This is a genomic window from Pseudomonas sp. NBRC 111132, assembly GCF_001320565.1.
Taxonomy (GTDB): Bacteria; Pseudomonadota; Gammaproteobacteria; order Pseudomonadales; family Pseudomonadaceae; genus Aquipseudomonas; species Aquipseudomonas putida_P.
The window spans coordinates 115,091-133,577 of the sequence record NZ_BCBI01000001.1; the positions used below are offsets into that span (position 1 = coordinate 115,091).

16 protein-coding genes and 1 tRNA gene are annotated in these 18,487 nt (G+C 62.5%); 5 read left to right on the plus strand and 12 right to left on the minus strand.

What is annotated here, in order from left to right; translation table 11 throughout:
• Window positions 1–68: 68 nt before the first annotated feature.
• Window positions 69–989: an AraC family transcriptional regulator gene (locus APH35_RS00515; protein WP_060514028.1), complete on the minus strand. Its 921-nt coding sequence runs from the start codon at window positions 987–989 to the stop codon at window positions 69–71.
• 202 nt (window positions 990–1,191) lie between these two features.
• On the opposite strand from APH35_RS00515, the gene APH35_RS00520 reads away from it, so the two are divergent.
• Together APH35_RS00520 and APH35_RS00525 are read left to right on the plus strand one after the other, a co-directional pair.
• Window positions 1,192–1,485 carry a putative quinol monooxygenase gene (locus APH35_RS00520; RefSeq protein ID WP_012273966.1) on the plus strand — a complete coding sequence of 98 codons (294 nt, stop codon included), beginning with the start codon at window positions 1,192–1,194 and terminating at the stop codon, window positions 1,483–1,485.
• Between the two features lie 16 nt (window positions 1,486–1,501).
• Entirely contained in the window at window positions 1,502–1,768 is a 267-nt protein-coding gene (locus APH35_RS00525; RefSeq protein ID WP_012273965.1) for a hypothetical protein, read from the plus strand.
• On the opposite strand, the gene APH35_RS00530 is transcribed toward APH35_RS00525, so the two are convergent.
• Together APH35_RS00530 and APH35_RS00535 are read right to left on the minus strand one after the other, a co-directional pair.
• Window positions 1,769–2,374: a flavin reductase family protein gene (locus tag APH35_RS00530; RefSeq protein ID WP_012273964.1), complete on the minus strand. Its 606-nt coding sequence runs from the start codon at window positions 2,372–2,374 to the stop codon at window positions 1,769–1,771. It lies immediately after the preceding gene.
• 118 nt (window positions 2,375–2,492) lie between these two features.
• Window positions 2,493–2,819: a hypothetical protein gene (locus APH35_RS00535; RefSeq protein WP_060494234.1), complete on the minus strand. Its 327-nt coding sequence runs from the start codon at window positions 2,817–2,819 to the stop codon at window positions 2,493–2,495.
• Between the two features lie 341 nt (window positions 2,820–3,160).
• Here APH35_RS00535 and APH35_RS00540 point away from each other — a divergent pair, with 341 nt between their 5' ends.
• Window positions 3,161–3,913: a COG4705 family protein gene (locus APH35_RS00540; RefSeq protein WP_012273962.1), complete on the plus strand. Its 753-nt coding sequence runs from the start codon at window positions 3,161–3,163 to the stop codon at window positions 3,911–3,913.
• 200 nt (window positions 3,914–4,113) lie between these two features.
• Here APH35_RS00540 and APH35_RS00545 read toward each other — a convergent pair whose 3' ends face one another.
• The 4 genes from APH35_RS00545 to bglX all read right to left on the minus strand — a co-directional run bounded on the left by APH35_RS00545 (window position 4,114) and on the right by bglX (window position 11,138).
• The gene (locus tag APH35_RS00545; RefSeq protein ID WP_012273961.1) at window positions 4,114–5,433 is read right to left on the minus strand and encodes an MFS transporter; all 1,320 of its coding nucleotides are present in this window, start codon (window positions 5,431–5,433) and stop codon (window positions 4,114–4,116) included.
• A 242-nt stretch (window positions 5,434–5,675) separates the two neighbouring features.
• On the minus strand, window positions 5,676–7,010 hold the full coding sequence (locus APH35_RS00550) for a sigma-54-dependent transcriptional regulator (RefSeq protein ID WP_012273960.1): 1,335 nt from the start codon (window positions 7,008–7,010) through the stop codon (window positions 5,676–5,678).
• Window positions 7,004–8,761, minus strand: coding sequence for a sensor histidine kinase (locus tag APH35_RS00555; protein ID WP_012273959.1), 1,758 nt, complete (start codon window positions 8,759–8,761; stop codon window positions 7,004–7,006). Before APH35_RS00555 ends, APH35_RS00550 begins: the two co-directional genes overlap by 7 nt.
• 85 nt (window positions 8,762–8,846) lie before the next feature.
• Window positions 8,847–11,138: a beta-glucosidase BglX gene (gene bglX, locus APH35_RS00560; protein WP_060514029.1), complete on the minus strand. Its 2,292-nt coding sequence runs from the start codon at window positions 11,136–11,138 to the stop codon at window positions 8,847–8,849.
• Between the two features lie 186 nt (window positions 11,139–11,324).
• Here bglX and APH35_RS00565 point away from each other — a divergent pair, with 186 nt between their 5' ends.
• Window positions 11,325–11,942: a TPM domain-containing protein gene (locus APH35_RS00565; protein WP_012273957.1), complete on the plus strand. Its 618-nt coding sequence runs from the start codon at window positions 11,325–11,327 to the stop codon at window positions 11,940–11,942.
• Between the two features lie 62 nt (window positions 11,943–12,004).
• A complete protein-coding gene (locus tag APH35_RS00570; RefSeq protein ID WP_060494231.1) occupies window positions 12,005–13,219 on the plus strand; it encodes a class I SAM-dependent methyltransferase in 1,215 nt (404 codons plus the stop codon).
• A 33-nt stretch (window positions 13,220–13,252) separates the two neighbouring features.
• Here the strand turns inward: APH35_RS00570 and APH35_RS00575 are convergent, their stop codons facing one another.
• The 5 genes from APH35_RS00575 to APH35_RS00595 all read right to left on the minus strand — a co-directional run bounded on the left by APH35_RS00575 (window position 13,253) and on the right by APH35_RS00595 (window position 18,479).
• The gene (locus tag APH35_RS00575) at window positions 13,253–14,263 is read right to left on the minus strand and encodes a DUF4917 family protein (protein ID WP_060514030.1); all 1,011 of its coding nucleotides are present in this window, start codon (window positions 14,261–14,263) and stop codon (window positions 13,253–13,255) included.
• A gap of 83 nt (window positions 14,264–14,346) precedes the next feature.
• Window positions 14,347–16,053 carry a SulP family inorganic anion transporter gene (locus APH35_RS00580; RefSeq protein ID WP_060494229.1) on the minus strand — a complete coding sequence of 569 codons (1,707 nt, stop codon included), beginning with the start codon at window positions 16,051–16,053 and terminating at the stop codon, window positions 14,347–14,349.
• Between the two features lie 212 nt (window positions 16,054–16,265).
• Window positions 16,266–16,339: transfer RNA gene (locus APH35_RS00585), tRNA-Gly, on the minus strand.
• Between the two features lie 111 nt (window positions 16,340–16,450).
• The gene (gene phaG, locus APH35_RS00590) at window positions 16,451–17,338 is read right to left on the minus strand and encodes a (R)-3-hydroxydecanoyl-ACP:CoA transacylase (RefSeq protein WP_012273953.1); all 888 of its coding nucleotides are present in this window, start codon (window positions 17,336–17,338) and stop codon (window positions 16,451–16,453) included.
• Window positions 17,339–17,786: 448 nt separating this feature from the next.
• Complete coding sequence (locus tag APH35_RS00595; protein WP_060514031.1) at window positions 17,787–18,479, minus strand: pseudouridine synthase; 693 nt, start codon at window positions 18,477–18,479, stop codon at window positions 17,787–17,789.
• Window positions 18,480–18,487: the final 8 nt, after the last annotated feature.

Consider the following 18,487-nt stretch of genomic DNA (forward strand, 5'->3'; position numbering starts at 1 on the left):
GCGCTTAACCTGTTACGGCCACTTCGCGGGGTTACCCGCGAAGTGGCCAGTACAGGATCAGCCCGACTTTAGCCAGCAGTAGCCCGCAACCTGGCCACATCCCGAATCGGTGGCGCGCCGTAAAGCCGGCTGTATTCACGGCTGAACTGCGACGGGCTTTCATACCCCACCCTATAGGCCGCCACCGCCGCCTCGAGCCCGTCGTTCAGCATGAGCCGCCGGGCCTCCTGCAGGCGCAACTGCTTCTGATACTGCAACGGGCTCATCGACGTCACGGCCTTGAAGCGGTGGTGCAAGGTCGAGGTGCTGAGGTTGACCTCACGGGCCAGGTCCTCGATACGCAGCGGCTGCTGGTAGTTGTTGTTAAGCCAGGTTATGGCTTGGCAAACCCGGTGGGTCTGGCTGTTGGCCAACGCGATTTCATACAGCCGGCAACCCTGCGGCCCACGCAGCAAACGGTAGAGAATCTCGCGGCGGAACAGCGGTGCCAACATCGCGATATCACGCGGTGTGTCCAGCAGGCGGATCAGCCGTAGCAGGGCGTCAAGCAACGCCGCATCAGTCCTTTCCACGTACAAGCCACGGCCCGAAGGTCTATTGGGTACCAGCATCGGTCCGCTCTCGGCGATCAGCTGGCTGATTTCGGCCGGGTCCAGGTCCATGCGCAGGCCCAGGCTGGGGTTCTGCGGGCTGGCATCGAGCTTCACGCCGCTTAGCGGCAAGGTCACCGAGACCACCATGTAATGCAGTGGGTCGTAGGCGTACTGCTCGTCGCCGAGAAACAGGCTTTTGCTGCCTTGGGCAAGGATGCACAGGGCGGGTTGCGCAAGGGTCGGCACCGAGCGCACGTTCTCGGTGTAGCGCACCAGGTACAGGTCATCGATGGCCGAGGCCGGGCCGTGGGGCTCGCCGGCGTGGCGGGTAATCAATTCGGCCAGTTCCAGGCGCTGCAGTTCCAGGGTGGGGTCGGTGGACGTGGCGGTGGTCATGATGGCTTTCCTCTACTGACCGACGCAGCATAGGTTTGGGCACAGACGGGCGCTAGTCGAAAGCTGCACGTCGATTGCCTGATCCTGCAGCGCTGCAGGATCAGGCAATCGACGTGCAGTATTGGCCTAACGCGCCGCGCGGGTGAGCCCCTAACCTTGGCAGCCTGGCTTTTCCGTCCGCCCGCTTCAAGGAGATTGTGCAATGACCCTAAAACAACCGGTCACCCATCTTGCTTTCATTCGTGCCAGCAGCGGGCGTTCTGCAGAGCTGGGCGCGCGCCTGCGTGACCTGCTCGAGCCCTCGCTGCGTGCGCCGGGTTGCCTGAGTTTCACCGTGCAGCGTTCGCAGGCTGATGCTGACCTGTGGCTGCTCAGTGGTAGCTGGCAGGACCAGCAGGCGATGAGTGGCTACTTTGCTTCGCCGACGCTGGAGGTGTTTGGTGAGCTGGTGCAGGCGCGTGTGGTCAGTAGCCTGGACTTGCATACCTTCGATTGAGGGTGGATGAGGTAAAGTGACGCACTTGTTCAACCAAGCGGATAGCGACATGGCACGTAGGGAATTTACTCATTTCGAAGCGGTTTCGGCGATGGTGCCGGTGGAGGGGGGTGGCTACAACGCGGCCATCGCGGTCAAGGCCCTGGGCATGGGCGGTGCACCACGCTTTCACAAGGTGCTCGACGGGCAGGTGTTCAAGGGCGCCGTGGCCGCCGACGAAGCGGCCACCGCCGAGCTGCAACGCCTGCAGGGCGTCAGCGAAGAGGGCGAGCTGGTCTGGTGATCAGGCTGGCGGCCGGGCCATCTTGAACAGATTGCCCAGTTCGAAATAGTCCGCCGGGCCACCGCCACGCAGGATCGGCTCGGCGGCAGCGGTATCGTAGATGCCGTTGTTCAACAGGTGCTCGGCAATGTGCACCGCCACGACTTCCCCGAGGATCAGCCAGCTAGGCACCAATGCCTGGTCGGCCCGCTTGAGCTGGACGATCTGGCTGACCTTGCACTCGAAGGCTACCGGGGTTTCGCCCACGCGCGGCACCTTGACGATGCTCGACGGTGCGGCAGTGAGGCCGCTCAGTTCAAATTCGCTCACATCGGCAGCAACTGGCGCGCAGCTCAGGTTCATTTGCTCGGCCAGTGGGCGGGTGGCCAGGTTCCAGACGAATTCACCGGTCTGCTCGATGTTGTTCAGGCTGTCTTTGCGCCCGACGCTGCAGAAACCGATGATCGGCGGGATGTAGTTGAAGGCGTTGAAGAAGCTGTATGGCGCCAGGTTCAGGCGACCGTCGCGGTCTTGAGAGGAGATCCAGCCGATAGGGCGGGGACCGACGATGGCATTGAACGGGTCGTGGGGCAGGCCGTGGCCTTTGGCGGGTTCGTAGTAATACATCTGTGCTGGGCTTGCTGGCCCTACCTCCTGGTGGACAAGGTGCCTAGTGTGCCAAGCCTGAGCTCGCCTGCAAATGATCAAGCCCGGCTAAAGCCGGGCTGGGTGCTCGCATCAGGGATCAGCTGATGCGGTGGGCGTTGGTGCGGTCGAAGCCATCTTCGGCGAAGCGTTGGCCGCCGGTGCGGTCGAAGCCGTCTTCGGCGAAGCGTTGGCCGCCGGTGCGGTCGAAGCCATCTTCGGCGAAGCGTTGGCCGCCGGTGCGGTCGAAGCCGTCTTCGGCGAAGCGTTGGCCGCCGGTGCGGTCAAAGCCGTCTTCAACGTAACTAGCGGATTGAGTCTGGGCTGCGGCGAAGGTGTGGGCGTTGGTGCGATCGAAGCCATCTTCGGCAAAGGCGCCCGTTGCGAGAACCGAGAGGGCCAGGGTGAGGATCAGTTTGTTTTTCATGGTCGTTGCTCCAGGGGTTCGTGAGTTGTTTGTTTCTATGGGTTAAATGCTACGCCTATTAATTCGATTAAAAAGCGCAAAAAATAGCGGTTAAAAATCTAATAAATAGATATATATGGGTGCGCATACCGTCAATCAGGCAGCAGCCTGGCCCAAGGTACGTCGGTGCTTGCACCAACGTTCTGCCAGCCATTGCAGCTTGATGAGGTGGAATTAATAGGGCGTTAAGAAGGAAAAATCTGAAGCAGATGGCCGATGAACGTATTTTTCATCTATCACCAACCGATTTTTCAGACGCTGCTCAGCACCATCGCCGCACCTAAAACTGGAGCGGCACAACAATGAACAAACTCCCGCAAATCACCTTGGCCTTCTGGGTCATGAAGATCTGCGCTACCACCCTGGGTGAAACAGCAGGCGACTTGCTGTCGATGACCCTGAACATCGGCTATGCACTTAGCTCGCTGCTGCTGATCAGCGTGTTTCTGCTGACGTTGCTGGGCCAGTTGTACTCGCGCCGCTATCACCCGATGCTGTACTGGTTGGTTATTCTCTCCACCAGTACCGCTGGCACCACCATGTCCGATTTCATGGACCGTACCCTGGGGCTGGGTTATGCCACGGGTTCGGCGCTGCTCATCGGCATCCTGTTACTGACCTTCCTGGTCTGGCGTCTGAGTGGCAACCCGCTGGATGTCACCCGTATCAAGAACCGCACGGGCGAGCTGTTCTACTGGGTGGCAATCCTGTTTTCCAACACCCTCGGCACCGCGCTGGGCGATTACCTGGCCGATGACTCGGGGCTGGGCTTTGCCGGTGGCGCACTCTTGATTGGCAGTGCCATTGCATTGGTGGTGGTGGCTCGATATTGGACCCGCATCCCAGGCGTTGTGTTGTTCTGGGTCGCGTTCGTGCTCACCCGGCCGTTTGGCGCCACCTTGGGTGACTTCCTGACCAAGCCGCATGAGAAGGGCGGCCTGGACTTTGGCACGGTCGGCTCTTCGGCAGTGCTGGGCGGGGTGCTGCTGGTGCTGGTGCTGATGGCCAACTGGTACCAGCGCCGTGAACCGCGTCAGGCGTTGGAGGTGTCTTGAATCGGCTCATCAGGGGCTTTGGAGGTATGGCTTGATGTTTGCGGTGTTGCTGAAATCGAGCGCCGCGCGCGGCGCTCGATCTCGAAGGCGATAAACCTGTTTTGACAAGCACTTGGCAGCCGAGATGCTTTATCAGAGCGGGCATAAAAAAGGGGCGCCCCATACAATGGTGCGCCCCTTTCAGTATTACCAGGCCTGCGTCAATCAGTAGTAATTCGCGAGTGTTGCTTGGTGTCCTTCATGGTTGCGTAAACCAGCAGCGAGCAAGCGATGCAGGCGGTAACGTACCAGTAGAAGCCGCTTTCCATGCCGACGCTCTTGAACCACAGGGCCACGTACTCAGCGGTACCGCCGAAGATCGACACGGTCAGCGCATATGGCAGGCCTACGCCCAGTGCGCGAATTTCAGTTGGGAACAGCTCGGCCTTGACCACGGCGTTGATCGAGGTGTAGCCGCTGACGATGATCAAAGCAGCCATGATCAGGAAGAACGCGCCCCACCAGGTTTGGATGGTGTGCAGGGTGCTGAGGATCGGTACGGTGAACAGGGTGCCGAGCACACCGAAGGCGATCAGGATCGGACGTCGGCCGATCTTGTCGGACAGCCCGCCGATCACCGGCTGCAGGCACATGAACAGGAACAGCGTGGCGGCCGAGATGGTGGTCGAGTCGCTGATGCTCATGCCCACGGTGTTGACCAGGTACTTCTGCATGTAGGTGGTGTAGGTGTAGAAGGCCAGGGTGCCGCCCATGGTCAGGCCGACCACTGTCATCAGCTCCTTGGGGTGACGCAGCAGGGTGCGCATCAGGCTTTCCTTGGCCTTTTCCTTCTTGGTGAACGATGCGGTTTCTTCCATGCCGCGACGCAGGTACAGGGCCACTACGGCGCACAGCGCACCGATCACGAACGGCACGCGCCAGCCCCAGGCATACAGCTGCTCGGTGGTCAGGGTCTGCTGCAGGACGATCAATACCGCCAGGGCGATGAGCTGGCCGGAGATCAGGGTCACGTACTGGAAGCTGGAGAAGAAGCCACGGCGTTCCTTGCTGGCCATTTCGCTGAGGTAGGTGGCCGAGGTGCCGTATTCACCACCTACCGACAGGCCCTGCAGCAGGCGTGCGATGACCAGCAGGATAGGCGCGGCGACGCCGATGGTTTCGTAACCCGGGGTCAGGGCGATGACCAACGAGCCTGCGCACATCAGCAGTACCGAAGCCATGAGCGCGGCCTTGCGGCCCTTGCGGTCGGCGTACAGGCCCATCAGCCAGCCGCCGATCGGGCGCATCAGAAAGCCCACGGCGAAGATCGCGGCGGTGTTGAGCAGTTGTGCGGTGGAGTCGCCGGCCGGGAAGAAGGCCTTGGCGAAGTACAGCGAGAACGCGGCGTAGACGTACCAGTCGTACCATTCGACCATGTTGCCGATGGACCCGCTGAAAATCGACTTCAGGCGGCTGGCGGTGGTTTTTTCTGCGGCAGGCGCGGTGGCCGCCCCGGCGGGCAGGGAGGTGGCGTTATCCATCAGGGATACCTTCTCGTTGTTTTTGTGGAGCGCGCCGTGGCGCAGCTTGCACAGGTGATTGCAGAAGGTGTGCCAAATGGGTGCAGGCTGATTCATTTGAGGGCGTAGTCTGCCCAGACCCCGCATGTTAGTGGCCTTGTAGGAGCGGCCTTGCGTCGCGATGGGCTGCAAAGCAGCCCCAAGATCGCCGAGAAGTAAGCGGATGTTTGCTTATTAGTCATTACCAATAAGCGGATTTCCGCTCATTCGCGCCCGACAAAATCCTCACGTACCAACCCATGCCGCTGCATCTTCTCGTTCAGTGTGCGCCGCGGCAGCTGCAACGCCTCCATCACTGCATTGATCGCCCCACCATGCTGGCGCAACGCCGCGCGTAGGCATTGCGCCTCGAACGCTTCCATTTGCTCGCCCAGCGATTGCCCGGCAGGCGCCACCTCGATGTTCGGCGAACCCAAACCCAATGCATGCCGCTCCGCCGCATTGGCCAGTTCACGCACATTGCCCGGCCAGTCATGCGACAGCAGTTGCGCCAGCTGTGCTCCCGACGGCGGCGGCGCGGCACGCCCAAGCTTTTCGCTTGCTGCACGGGCAAAGTGGTCGAACAGCAGCGCGATGTCCTCACGCCGTTCACGCAATGGTGCCAGGCGCAGCTCGGCCACGTTCAAGCGGTAGGCCAGGTCTTCGCGAAAGCGCCCGGCACGGGCTTCGTCGAGCAGGTCGGGCTTGGTCGCGGCAATGATTCGCAAGTCAACGCTGATGCTCTGGTTGGCCCCCAGGCGCTCCACCTTCTGTTCCTGAATCACCCGTAGCAGCTTGGCCTGCTGCGCCAGTGGCATGCTCTCGATTTCGTCAAGGAACACCGTGCCACCGTTGGCGTACTCCAGCTTGCCGATGCGCTTGCCCTGGGCGCCGGTAAAGGCGCCGCTCTCGTGACCGAACAGCTCGGCCTCGAACAGCGACTCTGGGATTGCTGCACAGTTGAGGGCAACGAACGGCTTGTCGGCGCGCGGGCCAAAATCGTGCAGGCAGCGGGCGACACGCTCCTTGCCACTGCCGGTTTCACCACGAATCAGCACATTGACCGGCAGGCTGGCCAGCTCCAGCACTTGCCGGCGCAGCTGCTGCAGGCCTTGGGACATGCCAAGCAGCGTCCCCTCCAGGCGTGACTTGAGGTCGGCCTGCTCGTGCAACCGGCGGTTCTCCAGCACCAGCTGGCGCTTCTCCAGGGCTCGGCGCAGGCTGCCCAGCAAGTGTTGCGGGGTAAAGGGTTTTTCAAGGAAGTCATAGGCCCCGTTGCGCATGGCTTCTACCGCCATGGGCACATCACCGTGGCCGGTGAGCAAAATCACGGGCAGGTCGGGGTCATCCGCCTGCAGGCGTTCGAGCAATTGCAGGCCATCCATGCCCGGCATGCGGACATCGCTGATGATCACCCCGGGAAAGTGCCGCGGCAGGTGTGCCAGGCACTCTTCGGCGCGGGCGAACAACTGCACGCTGAAGCCGGATAGGCTCAGCCATTGCTCGACAGCCGTGCGGATACTGGCTTCATCATCGACGACGATCACCGAATTCAACATACAGGCTCCAGGTCACGGGGCAGGGTAAGGCTCAGGCGCGCGCCGCCGGGCAGGTTTTCGGCCTGTAGCTGGCCACCGGCCTCGTGCACGATGCCATAGGAAATGGCCAGGCCCAGCCCCAGCCCTTCACCCACTGGCTTGGTGGTGAAGAATGGGTCGAAGACCTTGGCCAGGTCGGCTTCGGCAATGCCGCCACCGGAGTCGAGCACGCTAAGGCGCCACAGCTCGCCGTCGGGCTCGATGCGGATTTCCAGGCGTTTGTAGCGCTTGTCGGCCATGGCGTCGAGGGCATTGCGCAGCAGGTTGATCAGTACCTGCTCCAGGCGGATGGCATCGCCACGTACCCAGGCCGGGCGTGCCAGGTACAGGGCCACCTCTACTTCTTCGCTGCGAATGCGCGCTTCGAGCAGGTGCAAGGCCTGGTCGACCACGGTGGCCAGGTCGAGGCGCTCGCGCAGGCCCACCGGGCTGTTGCGGGCGAAGGTTTTCAGGTGGCTGGTAAGCGCTGCCATGCGTGTGAGCATTTGTTCCAGCGGCTCCAGCGCCTGCCGCGCTTCGTCATGGCGGCCATGGTCAAGCAGCAGGCGCAGGGTTTCCAGCTGCATGCGTTGGGTGGTCAGCGGTTGGTTTATTTCGTGGGCCATGGCCGCCGACATCTGCCCGAGCGCGGCCAGTTTGGCGGATTGCACCAGGCCTTCCTGGGCGGTACGCAGCTCGCGCGTGCGCTCCTCGACCTGGCGCTTGAGCTCTTGTCGGCTGCGCTGGCGCAGGCGGGCCAGGCGCAGGCGCTGGCTGACGAACAGCGCAGCGAACACCAGGCTCAGCCAGACGGCGGCGGCGCCGAGGGCGGCATTGCGGCCATCGGCGGCGACCTGCGGTTTGCGCAGCAGGTGCAACGTCCAGTTTTCGCCTTCCAGCGGCAGGCTCTCCCACAAGTACTCGGCGCTGCCCTCCGGGCCTTGCACGCGGCTAAGGGTGCTGTTGGCGGCAAAGCGCGTCAGCACCTGATGTTGCAGCGGCACCAACGGTTGCTTGTCGTACTGGCGGGTTTCGGCCAGTTCGGCCCGGTCGGCGCCACTGAGCGGCTGCAGCTCGCGGTAGCGCCAGCCGTCCTGGTTGGCAATGAAGGTAATGCCGCGGGCGTCGCTGACCAGCAGGGTATCGCTGCCCTGGCGCCATTCGCGTTCCAGCTCGGGGAACTCCAGCTTCACCACCATGGCGCCGAGGAAGCGGCCATGCTCATCGTTGACCGCGCTGGCGAGGAAGTAACCCGGCACGCCACTGGTCACCCCCACGGCGTAGAAGCGGCCGCTGCCCTGGCTGCGGGTTTGCTTGAAGTAGGGCCGGAAGCCGTAGTTGGAACCCACGTAGCTGCTGGGCAGCCGCCAGTTGCTGGCAGCAATGGCCAGGCCGGTGCGGTCGAGCAGTTCGAGGGTGGAGGAATTGGCGGCGCCGTTGATGCGTTCGAGCTTGTGGTTCAGGGCGTCCTGTACGTGTTCTGTGACCGGACCGCGCAACGCGGCGATCAGCTCCGGGTCCAGCGCCAGCACGGCGGGCAGGGCGCGGTAGCGGTCGATCAGGGTGTGCAGGGCGTTGGCGTACAGGCCCAACTGCTGGCTGGCACGCTGGGCGTCGTCTTCCATGGCCTGGCGCTTGGCCTGGTGCATGGCCCAGCCGGCACTGAGGGCGGTACCCAGCACGATCAGCAGGGTGATCAGCCCCAGACGCAGGGCGCGAAAGGAAAAGGGCATGGGGGCGGATCCGGATGATTGGGATGTCGGGGCCGGCCCTTTCGCGGGGAAGCCCGCGAAAGGGCCGGTACAGGCGACCTTTCAGTTACAGCAGCTCGAAACTCTGTTGCTGCACCGCCTGGGAATCCAGCCCGACCTGGACATTGAATTCCCCGGGCTCGGCAACCCGCTGTAGCTGGCCATTGTAGAACTTCAGGTCGTCCTCGCTGATGCTGAAGGTCAATGTGCGCGTCTCGCCAGGCTTGAGCATAAGCTTCTGGAAGTTTTTCAGCTCCTTCACCGGGCGGCTCATCGAGGCGGACACATCCTGCAGGTACAGCTGCACCACCGTCTCGCCTGCCACCTTGCCGGTGTTCTTGACCGTTACCTTGGCTTCCAGCGTATCGCCGCGCTTGAGGTCTTTGCTCGACAGCGCCAGGCCCGACAACTCGAAGCTGCTGTAGCTCAGGCCATAGCCGAACGGGTACAGCGGCCCGTTGGGCTCTTCGAAGTACTGCGAGGTGTAGTTGCCCGGCTTGCCCGGCGTGAATGGCCTGCCGATACGGGTGTGGTTGTAGTACATCGGGATTTGCCCGACCGAGCGCGGGAAGGTGATGGCCAGCTTGCCAGAGGGGTTGTAATCGCCAAACAGTACGTCGGCGATGGCATTGCCGCCTTCGGTGCCGGCGAACCAGGTTTCGAGGATCGCGTCGGCCTGCTCGCGTTCCCAGCTGATCGACAGCGGCCGGCCGTTCATCAGCACCAGCACCAGTGGTTTACCGGTTGCCTTGAGGGCCTTGATCAGCTCGCGCTGGCTGGCCGGGATTTCCAGGGTGGTACGGCTCGACGACTCGTGGGACATGCCGCGCGACTCGCCGACCACTGCCACGATCACATCGGACTGCTTGGCCGCTTTGACAGCCTCATCGATCAGCACCGCAGGCGGACGTGGGTCATCGACGATTTCCGGGGCATCGAAGTTGAGGAAGTTCAGGTAATCGAGAATCGCCTTGTCGCCCGTGACGTTGGAGCCTTTGGCATAGACCAGCTTGGCCTTGCCCTCCATGGCACGGCTCAAGCCTTCGCGAACGGTCACCGAGTGTACGGGTTTTCCGTCGGCGGCCCAGCTGCCCATCATGTCGATCGGGGCATCGGCCAGCGGGCCGACCAAGGCAATGGTGCCGGCTTTTTTCAGTGGCAGGGTCTGGTTGCGGTTTTCCAGCAGCACCAGGCTGCGGCGGGCCACGTCACGCGCGGCTTCGCGGTGCAGGCGGTCGTTGCCGTAGTAGTCTTTCAGGTCGGTTTCGGCCTTGCCGATACGCACGTACGGGTCTTTGAACAGGCCCATGTCGTACTTGGCACCCAGCACTTCACGCACCGCCTGGTCCAGCTCGCGCTGGGTCACTTCGCCGGACTTCAGCAAGCCCGGCAGTTCTTCGCCGTACAGGGTGTCGTTCATGCTCATGTCGATGCCGGCCTTGATCGCCAGCTTGGCGGCTTCACGGCCGTCGCGGGCGACGCCGTGGCGGATCAACTCCTGGATTGCACCGTGGTCGCTGATGGTCACGCCCTTGAAGCCCCACTCCTTGCGCAGCAGGTCGTTCATCAGCCAGGTGTTGGAGGTGGCCGGCACGCCATTGATCGAGTTCAGCGCCACCATCACCCCGCCAGCACCTGCATCGAGTGCGGCGCGGTAGGGCGGCAGGTAGTCGTTGTACATTTTCGGCAGGCTCATATCGACTGTGTTGTAGTCGCGCCCGCCTTCCACCGCGCCATACAGGGCGAAGTGCTTGACGATGGCCATGATGCTGTCGGGGTTGGCCGGGCTGCTGCCCTGGAACGAGCGCACCATCACCTGGCCGATTTTCGAGGTCAGGTAGGTGTCTTCGCCGAAGCCTTCACTGGTGCGGCCCCAGCGCGGGTCACGGGCGATATCGACCATCGGTGCGAAGGTCATGTCCAAGGCGTCGGCCGAGGCTTCGATAGCGGCGGTGCGACCGACCTTGGCAACCGCGTCCATGTCCCAGGTGGCAGCCATGCCCAGGCCGATCGGGAAGATGGTGCGTTCGCCGTGGATGGTGTCGTAGGCGAAGAACATCGGGATCTTCAGGCGACTGCGCATGGCGGCGTCTTGCATCGGCCTGTTTTCCGGGGCGGTGCGTGAGTTGAAAGTGCCACCGATGCGGCCGGCGGCGATTTCCTCGCGAATCTTGTCGTGGGGCATTTCTGGACCGATGCTGATCAGGCGCAACTGGCCGATTTTCTCGGCTTCGGTCATCTGGCTGATCAGATGGTCGATGAATGCCTGCTTGTCCTGCAGGGGCGGGGCGGTGGGGGCGGCGAGGGCCGCCTGACTGGCGAGGCCCATGGCCAGGCCCAGCAAAGACAGTTTCATCATCAATTCCGTTGTGGGGCCTTTGCCGTATCCACGGTGATACGTGCGCGACCGAAGTTTTCAGGCGGCTATTGTTGTACGATTTGCAGGCATTTCTTCCAGCGGCGGATTATGCCTGAATATGTCGCTAGCGGATGAAGCCCCGAATGCCGGGACAACAACTATAAGAACGCTCAAGAGACCGACGGCATGACCCCTTTCGATGAATACCATCAGCGGCAGATTGCCGAAGCCATTGCCCGTGCCGAACGGCGTACCGATGCCGAACTGGTGACGGTGCTGGCCCGCCGTGCCGACGACTACGCCTATTGGCCTTTGTTCTGGGCCGCCGTACTGGCGCTGGCCGTGCCTGGGCTGTTGCACTGGCTGCTGGGCTGGCCTGGCGTGCGAGGCTTGCTGGTGGCCAATGTGTTGCTGTTCGTTGGCCTGTGCCTGCTGCTGCGCAACCCACGCCTGGCCGGCTGGCTGATCCCTCGGGGCCTGCGCCGCTGGCGTGCCTCGCGCCTGGCCCGGCAGCAGTTTCGCGAGCAGAACCTGCAGCGCACTGCAGGCGCCACGGGCGTGCTGATCTTTGTCAGCGAAGCGGAGCGGCATGTGGAGATTTTGGTCGACCGTGGTATCGAGCATTACCTGGATACCACCGCCCGCGCGGCCATCGTGGCCCGCTTTGCCGAGCAGGTGCGCCAGGGCCGGACCTTGCAGGGCTTTGTCGAGTGCATCGAGGCCTGCGGCGAGTTATTGAGCGAGCACGTGCCGCCAACCCATGCCCGTAACGAGTTGCCCAACCGCCTGGTGATTCTCGATTGAGTCGGAAGCCGGCAGCATAGGGTGTAGAATGCGCTTCCCGCTATTCGAGGCACCGTTTCTCCATGTCCGCCAGTACTTCCGCCCCCTGTGCGCCAGATGCGCGCACCCAGTTTCTCGACCTGCTGAACGCCGCCTTGCACGGCAACACCCTGGTCAAGCTGGTGCTGGCGCGCCATGTCGGTGCCGACCAGACCTTGCAACGGATCATTGCCAAGCCGCTGCAGGTCAAGGGCCAGCCATGCCTGTCGCTGGTCTACCGCCACCAGACACGCGACATCACCCGCAACCTGCCGCTGGAGCAGGCCCAGGTGCTGATCGCCGAGCTGCTGCCGGACAGCTTTCGCAATGCCCACCTGTTCGACGCTGACGGCGAAGTGCAGCTGACATTCAGCAAGAAGGGCAAACCGATGCTTCAGCGTCACGGTGCACAAGCACCGCGCGAGGCCGTCGCAGGTAGCGGCCACGACCGCGAGAAAAAGCGCTACCTGGAGCTGTCGCGGCCGTTCCTGCGCGACCTTGGCGTGACCGACGCACAAGGCGCATTGATCCCGTCCATGTCGCGCAAGTGGAAGCAGATCAACAAGTTCATCGAGGTCTTCGACCACGCCCTGGCCAGCGCGCCGGTGCCGGCGCAGCAGGCGCTGCGGGTCGCCGACTTCGGTTCGGGCAAGGGTTACCTGACCTTCGCCATGCATGACTACCTGCGCAACAGCCTGGGCCGCGATGCACAGGTGACTGGCGTGGAGTTGCGCCAGGACATGGTCGACCTGTGCAACGCCGCCGCCTCGCGCCTTGAGCACCCAGGGCTGGAGTTCCAGTGCGGTGACGTGCGCAGCGTAGTGCCTGCGGCCATTGAGGTGATGATCGCCCTGCATGCCTGCGACATCGCCACCGACTACGCCATTCACACCGGCATCCGCTGCAACGCTGCGATCATCATGTGTTCGCCGTGCTGCCACAAACAGATCCGTCCGCAACTGCACAGCCCAGGGTTGCTGCAACCGATGCTGCAGTACGGCCTGCACTTGGGCCAGCAGGCCGAAATGCTCACCGACAGCCTGCGCGCGCTGTACCTGGAAGCCTGCGGCTATGAAACCAAGGTGTTCGAGTTCATCTCGCTGGAGCACACCAACAAGAACAAGATGATTCTTGCGGTGAAGCGGCGGCAGGCGGTGGACAACGGCGCGCTGCTGGAGAAGATCGCCCAGCTCAAGGCGTTCTACGGGGTGCAGGAGCATTGCCTGGAGACGTTGTTGCGGGCGGATGGGTTGCTCTGACGGCCACCCACCTGCAGGTCTGTGGAGGACGTGTCAGCGTCGAGCAGAGGGTGGCTCGATCGCCAATGTCGCCTGCCCCAGCGGATGCGTACTGGCATCAAAGAAGTGCAGCGTGGTACCCACCAAGTCGGCGAACCGATCCACGAAATGCTGCTTCTGGTTGATCACCGAAGCCTCGCTCAACGGCCGGATAGCAATCGAAAGCTGCTTCGGCCGAGCCAGGCGAATGGCGTCGAGCAGGTGCTGGTCACTGCTGTCCAGATGCTGCCCGAACAGGCATAGCCCCTGGCTTTCCCGTGCCAGCTGCCCCAGGCACCAGCTCAGGTAGTCCGAGTGGCGGATGGCACGCAGTTTCTCGTCGCTGCGGTCTTCGTTGACGAACAGCGGTACTTCACCTGGGATGTTCACGGCAAACCCATCGAGCAGCTCGGCGCTTTCGGCGCTGCGTTGGCGGGTGGTGCCGTCGGGCAGCTTGAGCAGGTGCAGGCCGCCATGCAGGTGCAGCACGCGGGTGCCTTCGCTGCGGGTGCGGCGCACGTCGAAGTAGCCTTGCTCGTCGAACAGTTCGGCGAAGCCCTGCGGGGCGTGTTGCACGGCCCACGGCAGCAGCAGGTCGTAGTTGCTGGTGTAGACGCAGCGGTAGCCGCGCAGGGCCTGGTTGAGCGCGGCCAGGGTGGTGGCAGGCATCAGTGGCCAGGGCAGGTGCACGGTACGCACGGCGTGGATCAGCGCTTCCTTGATCGAGTAGTAGCGGTTCAGCGGCGCGGTGGAGTTGATGGCCAGTGCGGCGTTGGCGCGTACTGTGATGTTGAGGGTGCTGAGTACGGGCTCGAACAGCTCCGTGCCCAAGGATTTGAACAATGCCTGGTCGCTGACCGCCAGGCCTTTCTTGCGGCCGGCGCGTTGCGCTTCCTCGAACAGCGAGAAGTAGCCGAACGGTTTCCACACTGCGCGGCTGGCGCCGTTGCCCAGCAGCAGGGCGTCGCAGGGGTGGCGGGCGGCGAGTGCTGGCCAGGAGGTGAGGGTGGCGTCGAGTGCAGGCATGCTGGGGTCCGTTGGGTGGAGCGGGGAACGGGGCGACTTTAGCATGTCGAGCGAGGTTCTCGAGAGCCGCTGTCCAGTTCCCGTCAGCGCTGTTCAGCTGTTTGCACACTTCGATTTCTGTTGCGCCAAACCCGATACGCCCGAATGCCTGCCCGCACCGAGCCGAACAGCAGTTTGTCTTCCATCTCCCGCGCCATCCCCGAGCGCACCAGCATGCGCAGGAAGGTACCCCGCGCGCGCGCGATGGCGAAGAAAATGCCCTGGGCGGCCAAGGTGTCGCGCACTTCGCGCAGGGCGGCGATGCCGCTGACATCGATGCTGGTGACGGCTTCGGCATCGAACAGCACGGCCTTTGGCTGGTTTTGGCTTTGCACGGCTTCTAGCAGGCGCATCTTGAAGTAGTCGGCGTTGAAGAACAGGATGGCGTCGTCGAAGCGGTACACCACCAGGCCAGGCACGGTGCGCGCGTCCTTGAATTTGCGGATGTCGACCTGGCCTTCGGTGCCCGGCAGCCAACCCAGCACGGCATCGGTGGGCTGATAGATGCTGTAGAGCAGGCGCAGGATCGCCAGGGTCACGGCAAACACGATGCCGGGCAGCACGCCCAGGCCCAGCACTCCCGCCGTGGTCAGCAGGCACAGCCAGAACTCGAAGCGGCTTAGGCGTCGGATACGCCCCAGCGACTTGATGTCGATCAGCCCCCAGCCGGCCATCAGCAGCACGGCGCCCAGCGCCGCTTGCGGGATCCACGCCATGGGCGCGGTGAAGAACAGCAGGATCAGGGCAATCACCAGTGCAGCGATGATGCCCACCAGCTGGCTTTTGCCACCGACCATGTCGTTGACCGCCGTGCGCGAGTCGGCGCCGCTGATGGCAAAGCCCTGGGAAATACCGGCCGCCAGGTTACTCACACCCAGGGCGACGAATTCGTGGTTGGCATTGATCGCATAGCCATGCCGGGCGGCAAAGCTGCGTGCAGTGAGCATGGCGCTGCAGAAACTGACGGTTGCGATACCCAAGGCATCGCGCAGCAGGCTCTTCATTTCCGCCAGGTTGCTGTGCGGCCAGGCCAGTTTCGGGATGCCGGCAGGCACCGGACCGAGGATGGCAACGCCAAGGCGGTCAAGGCCGAACAGGCCGACCAGCAGCATGAACAGCGCCACCACCGTGAGGGCTGCAGGCAGGCGCGGGTAGCGACGTGGTAGCCAGATCAGCAAGCCCAGGGCGGCCAGGCCGATGATCAATGTTACCCAGTGGATTTCGCCCAGGCGCTGGAAGAAGTTGATCAGGCTGAGGATGAAGCCGTCGCCCTCGATCTTGAACCCCACTACCTTGGACAACTGGCCGGCGATCAGGCTGAGGCCGATACCGTTGAGGTAGCCGATCAGGATTGGCCGCGAGAAGAAGCTGGCGATGAAACCGGCCCGCGCCAAGCCTGCGGCGATCAACATCACCCCGACCAGCACCGTGACGATAACTGACAGCTCGGCAATCCGCTGCGGGTCGCCCATGGCCAGCGGCGCCACGGCGCCGGCAATCATCGCGCAGGTAGCGGCGTCGGGGCCGACCATCAATTGGCGTGAGCTGCCGATCAGCGCGTAGACCATCATCGGCAGCACACAGGCGTAAAGGCCATATTGCGGTGGCAGGCCGACGATCTGTGCGTAGGCGATGGCAATGGGGATCTGGATCGCGGCTACCGACAGGCCAGCTTGCATGTCGGCGTGGAACCATTCGCGACGGTAGTGCAGCAGGTTGGCAAGGCCTGGTAACCAGCGGGAGAGAAACATGCGTTGTCCTTTCGAAATGTTTCACGAATCCATTGAGCATATCCGCCAAAAGCCGTTTCGCTTGCACGCGCATACGCCCGCTGCGCATTGAAGCGGATCGGCGGGTAAATGGCCATGGGCCAGATCAAAGCAGAGGGGGAGAAACGAAAAAAGGAGCCAAGGCTCCTTTTGACTGCGATGACGTTGCTGGAACGCCATGCGGGAATGCGATGTGGAGCGGGTAGAGGGAATCGAACCCTCAACTAAAGCTTGGGAAGCTTTCGTTTTGCCACTAAACTATACCCGCATCTGAGCTCGACTTTTTACCAGAACCCTCAACGAATTAGAAGCCCAAGTTATAAAAAAGCTTGTCGGCGCCCCATGGCTTGCGGGTGTCAGCTACAGGACGCCGAGCTGCTCAGATGGCCAATGCATGCTGCCCCTGTTGAACAGGCTGGTAACGTTGACGGGGTTCACGCACGGCTGGCTTGAGGAACCCCAGCATCACACTGCGGGTATCCTCGCAGGCGACCTTGTTCTCCATATCCAGGAAGTGGCCCGCATCGCGGATCACGCTGAACTGGCTTCTGCCCACGTGTTTGCTGAACTGCCGTGCATCTTCCACCGTGGTGTATTCGTCGCGTTCGCCGTTGATGAACAGTACCGGGATGTTGATATTGCGCGCGCCATCCAGTGCACGTTCCAGGTCGTGATGCAGCACCTGGTTGATGTGGAAGTGCATCTGCGCGTACTCGTGGCTGTCCAGGCTACTGACGTGGCGGTAGTTGAAGCGCTTGAACAGTGACGGCAGGTGCTTGCCGATGGTGTCGTTGACCAGGTTGCCGACCTGATAGCGGTCGCAAGCGGCCAGGTACTGGCAGCCACGGTCCAGGTAGTCGCGCATCGGCTCGTTGATCACGGGCGAGAACGAACTCACCACGGCCTTCTTCACGTACCGCGGCTGGTGCGCCAGCGCCAGCAGCGTACTTGCACCTCCCCACGAGAAGGACATCACGTGGTCGGCCTGGAAGTGCTCGATCAGCTCCAGGAGGATATGCGCCTCGGTCTCCTTGCTGATCAGCCGTTCCTGACGGTTGTGTGGTTTGGACTTGCCGGCATACGGCTGGTCGAACAGTACTACGTTGAACTGCGGGTGCAGGTTACGTACCGTTTGGGCGAACGAGGCCGTGGTGGCCAGCGAGCCGTTGATCAGGATGATCGTATTCTCGGCCGCATCCGCGCGATAGAACTCCGTGTAAACCCGATACTGACCTTGGATATCAAGTACAGCGATTTCTGGCCTCATGTCATCGACTCCTGGCGCAAAAAGGGTATTCGCGTCACCTAGGGTGCACGTTCTTTATGACAGGTAGGCATTTGCCTGAAGAGAAACCGGGGGCCCTGTGTCGATCCTTGGCACGTGCGTCGACGGTATTGTTTTTGGCGGGCAATTCGCCGTGCCCCAAGGCATCGAGGCCTTGGGTGGCCGGCAAAAAGGTGTCTTCGACTGCGGGCGTGACTTGGTAGTCACATGCAGACTGACGATTTGGATTCAAGCAGTGGGTCGTGGATCGCGCAAGTGCCGTTCGGGGAGAAATGTGACTTTTGTCGCTGAGCGGTCGTATGACGACTCCGCGCCGTCTGTTCCGGCCTCTTCGCGGGTAAACCCGCTCCCACAGGTATTGCACTGTACCCAATGACAGTGGACCTCCTGTGGGAGCGGGTTTACCCGCGAAGAGGCCAGAACAGGCAGTCTAGACAGTGGCTATTTCATCAGCCGTCAGTTCACGAAACTCCCCGGGCGCCAAACCAGGGTCCAGACAGATTGCCCCCATGCTTTCCCGGTGCAACCCCACCACCTTGTTGTTGAAGTGCCCGAACATGCGCTTGACCTGGTGATAACGCCCTTCGACGATCGCCAGCCGGGCCTGGCGCGGGCCGAGGATGTCCAGCTGGGCAGGTTGGGTGGTGAGGTTTTCGAAGGCGAAATAGAACCCCTCGCGAAACCTGGCCACATAGTGCTCGCCAATTTCGTCCTCGGTGTCCACCAGGTAATGCTTGGGCAGCTTGGTGGCAGGCTGGGTCAGGCGCCTTGACCACTGGCCATCGTTGGTCAGGATCATCAGGCCGGTGGTGTTGAAGTCCAGGCGCCCGGCTATGTGCAGGTCATCCCGCAACGCTGCGGGCAGCAGGTCGAGCACGGTCGGGTGCTGTGGGTCTTGGGTGGCGCTGACGCAGCCAGTGGGCTTGTGCAGCATCAGGTAGCGGGCCGGGCGGCCGGCCTGCAGCAGTTGCTCGTCCAGCTCCACGCGGCTGAATTCACGCACTTCGGCCAGTGGGTCGCTGACAATCTGGCCGTCCACCCGCACGCGGCGTTGCGCCAGCATCAGTCGGGCTTGCTGGCGGTTGTGGCTGGGCAGGTTGGCGAGAAAACGGTCAAGGCGCATGGAAACAG

Bases quoted from the DNA above. Each gene is read 5' to 3' on its own strand.
- APH35_RS00515 (WP_060514028.1), bottom strand. From the start codon at position 989: ATGACCACCGCCACGTCCACCGACCCCACCCTGGAACTGCAGCGCCTG.
- APH35_RS00520 (WP_012273966.1), top strand. From the start codon at position 1,192: ATGACCCTAAAACAACCGGTCACCCATCTTGCTTTCATTCGTGCCAGC.
- APH35_RS00530 (WP_012273964.1), bottom strand. From the start codon at position 2,374: ATGTATTACTACGAACCCGCCAAAGGCCACGGCCTGCCCCACGACCCG.
- APH35_RS00535 (WP_060494234.1), bottom strand. From the start codon at position 2,819: ATGAAAAACAAACTGATCCTCACCCTGGCCCTCTCGGTTCTCGCAACG.
- APH35_RS00540 (WP_012273962.1), top strand. From the start codon at position 3,161: ATGAACAAACTCCCGCAAATCACCTTGGCCTTCTGGGTCATGAAGATC.
- APH35_RS00545 (WP_012273961.1), bottom strand. From the start codon at position 5,433: ATGGATAACGCCACCTCCCTGCCCGCCGGGGCGGCCACCGCGCCTGCC.
- APH35_RS00550 (WP_012273960.1), bottom strand. From the start codon at position 7,010: ATGTTGAATTCGGTGATCGTCGTCGATGATGAAGCCAGTATCCGCACG.
- APH35_RS00555 (WP_012273959.1), bottom strand. From the start codon at position 8,761: ATGCCCTTTTCCTTTCGCGCCCTGCGTCTGGGGCTGATCACCCTGCTG.
- bglX (WP_060514029.1), bottom strand. From the start codon at position 11,138: ATGATGAAACTGTCTTTGCTGGGCCTGGCCATGGGCCTCGCCAGTCAG.
- APH35_RS00565 (WP_012273957.1), top strand. From the start codon at position 11,325: ATGACCCCTTTCGATGAATACCATCAGCGGCAGATTGCCGAAGCCATT.
- APH35_RS00570 (WP_060494231.1), top strand. From the start codon at position 12,005: ATGTCCGCCAGTACTTCCGCCCCCTGTGCGCCAGATGCGCGCACCCAG.
- APH35_RS00575 (WP_060514030.1), bottom strand. From the start codon at position 14,263: ATGCCTGCACTCGACGCCACCCTCACCTCCTGGCCAGCACTCGCCGCC.
- APH35_RS00580 (WP_060494229.1), bottom strand. From the start codon at position 16,053: ATGTTTCTCTCCCGCTGGTTACCAGGCCTTGCCAACCTGCTGCACTAC.
- phaG (WP_012273953.1), bottom strand. From the start codon at position 17,338: ATGAGGCCAGAAATCGCTGTACTTGATATCCAAGGTCAGTATCGGGTT.
- APH35_RS00595 (WP_060514031.1), bottom strand. From the start codon at position 18,479: ATGCGCCTTGACCGTTTTCTCGCCAACCTGCCCAGCCACAACCGCCAG.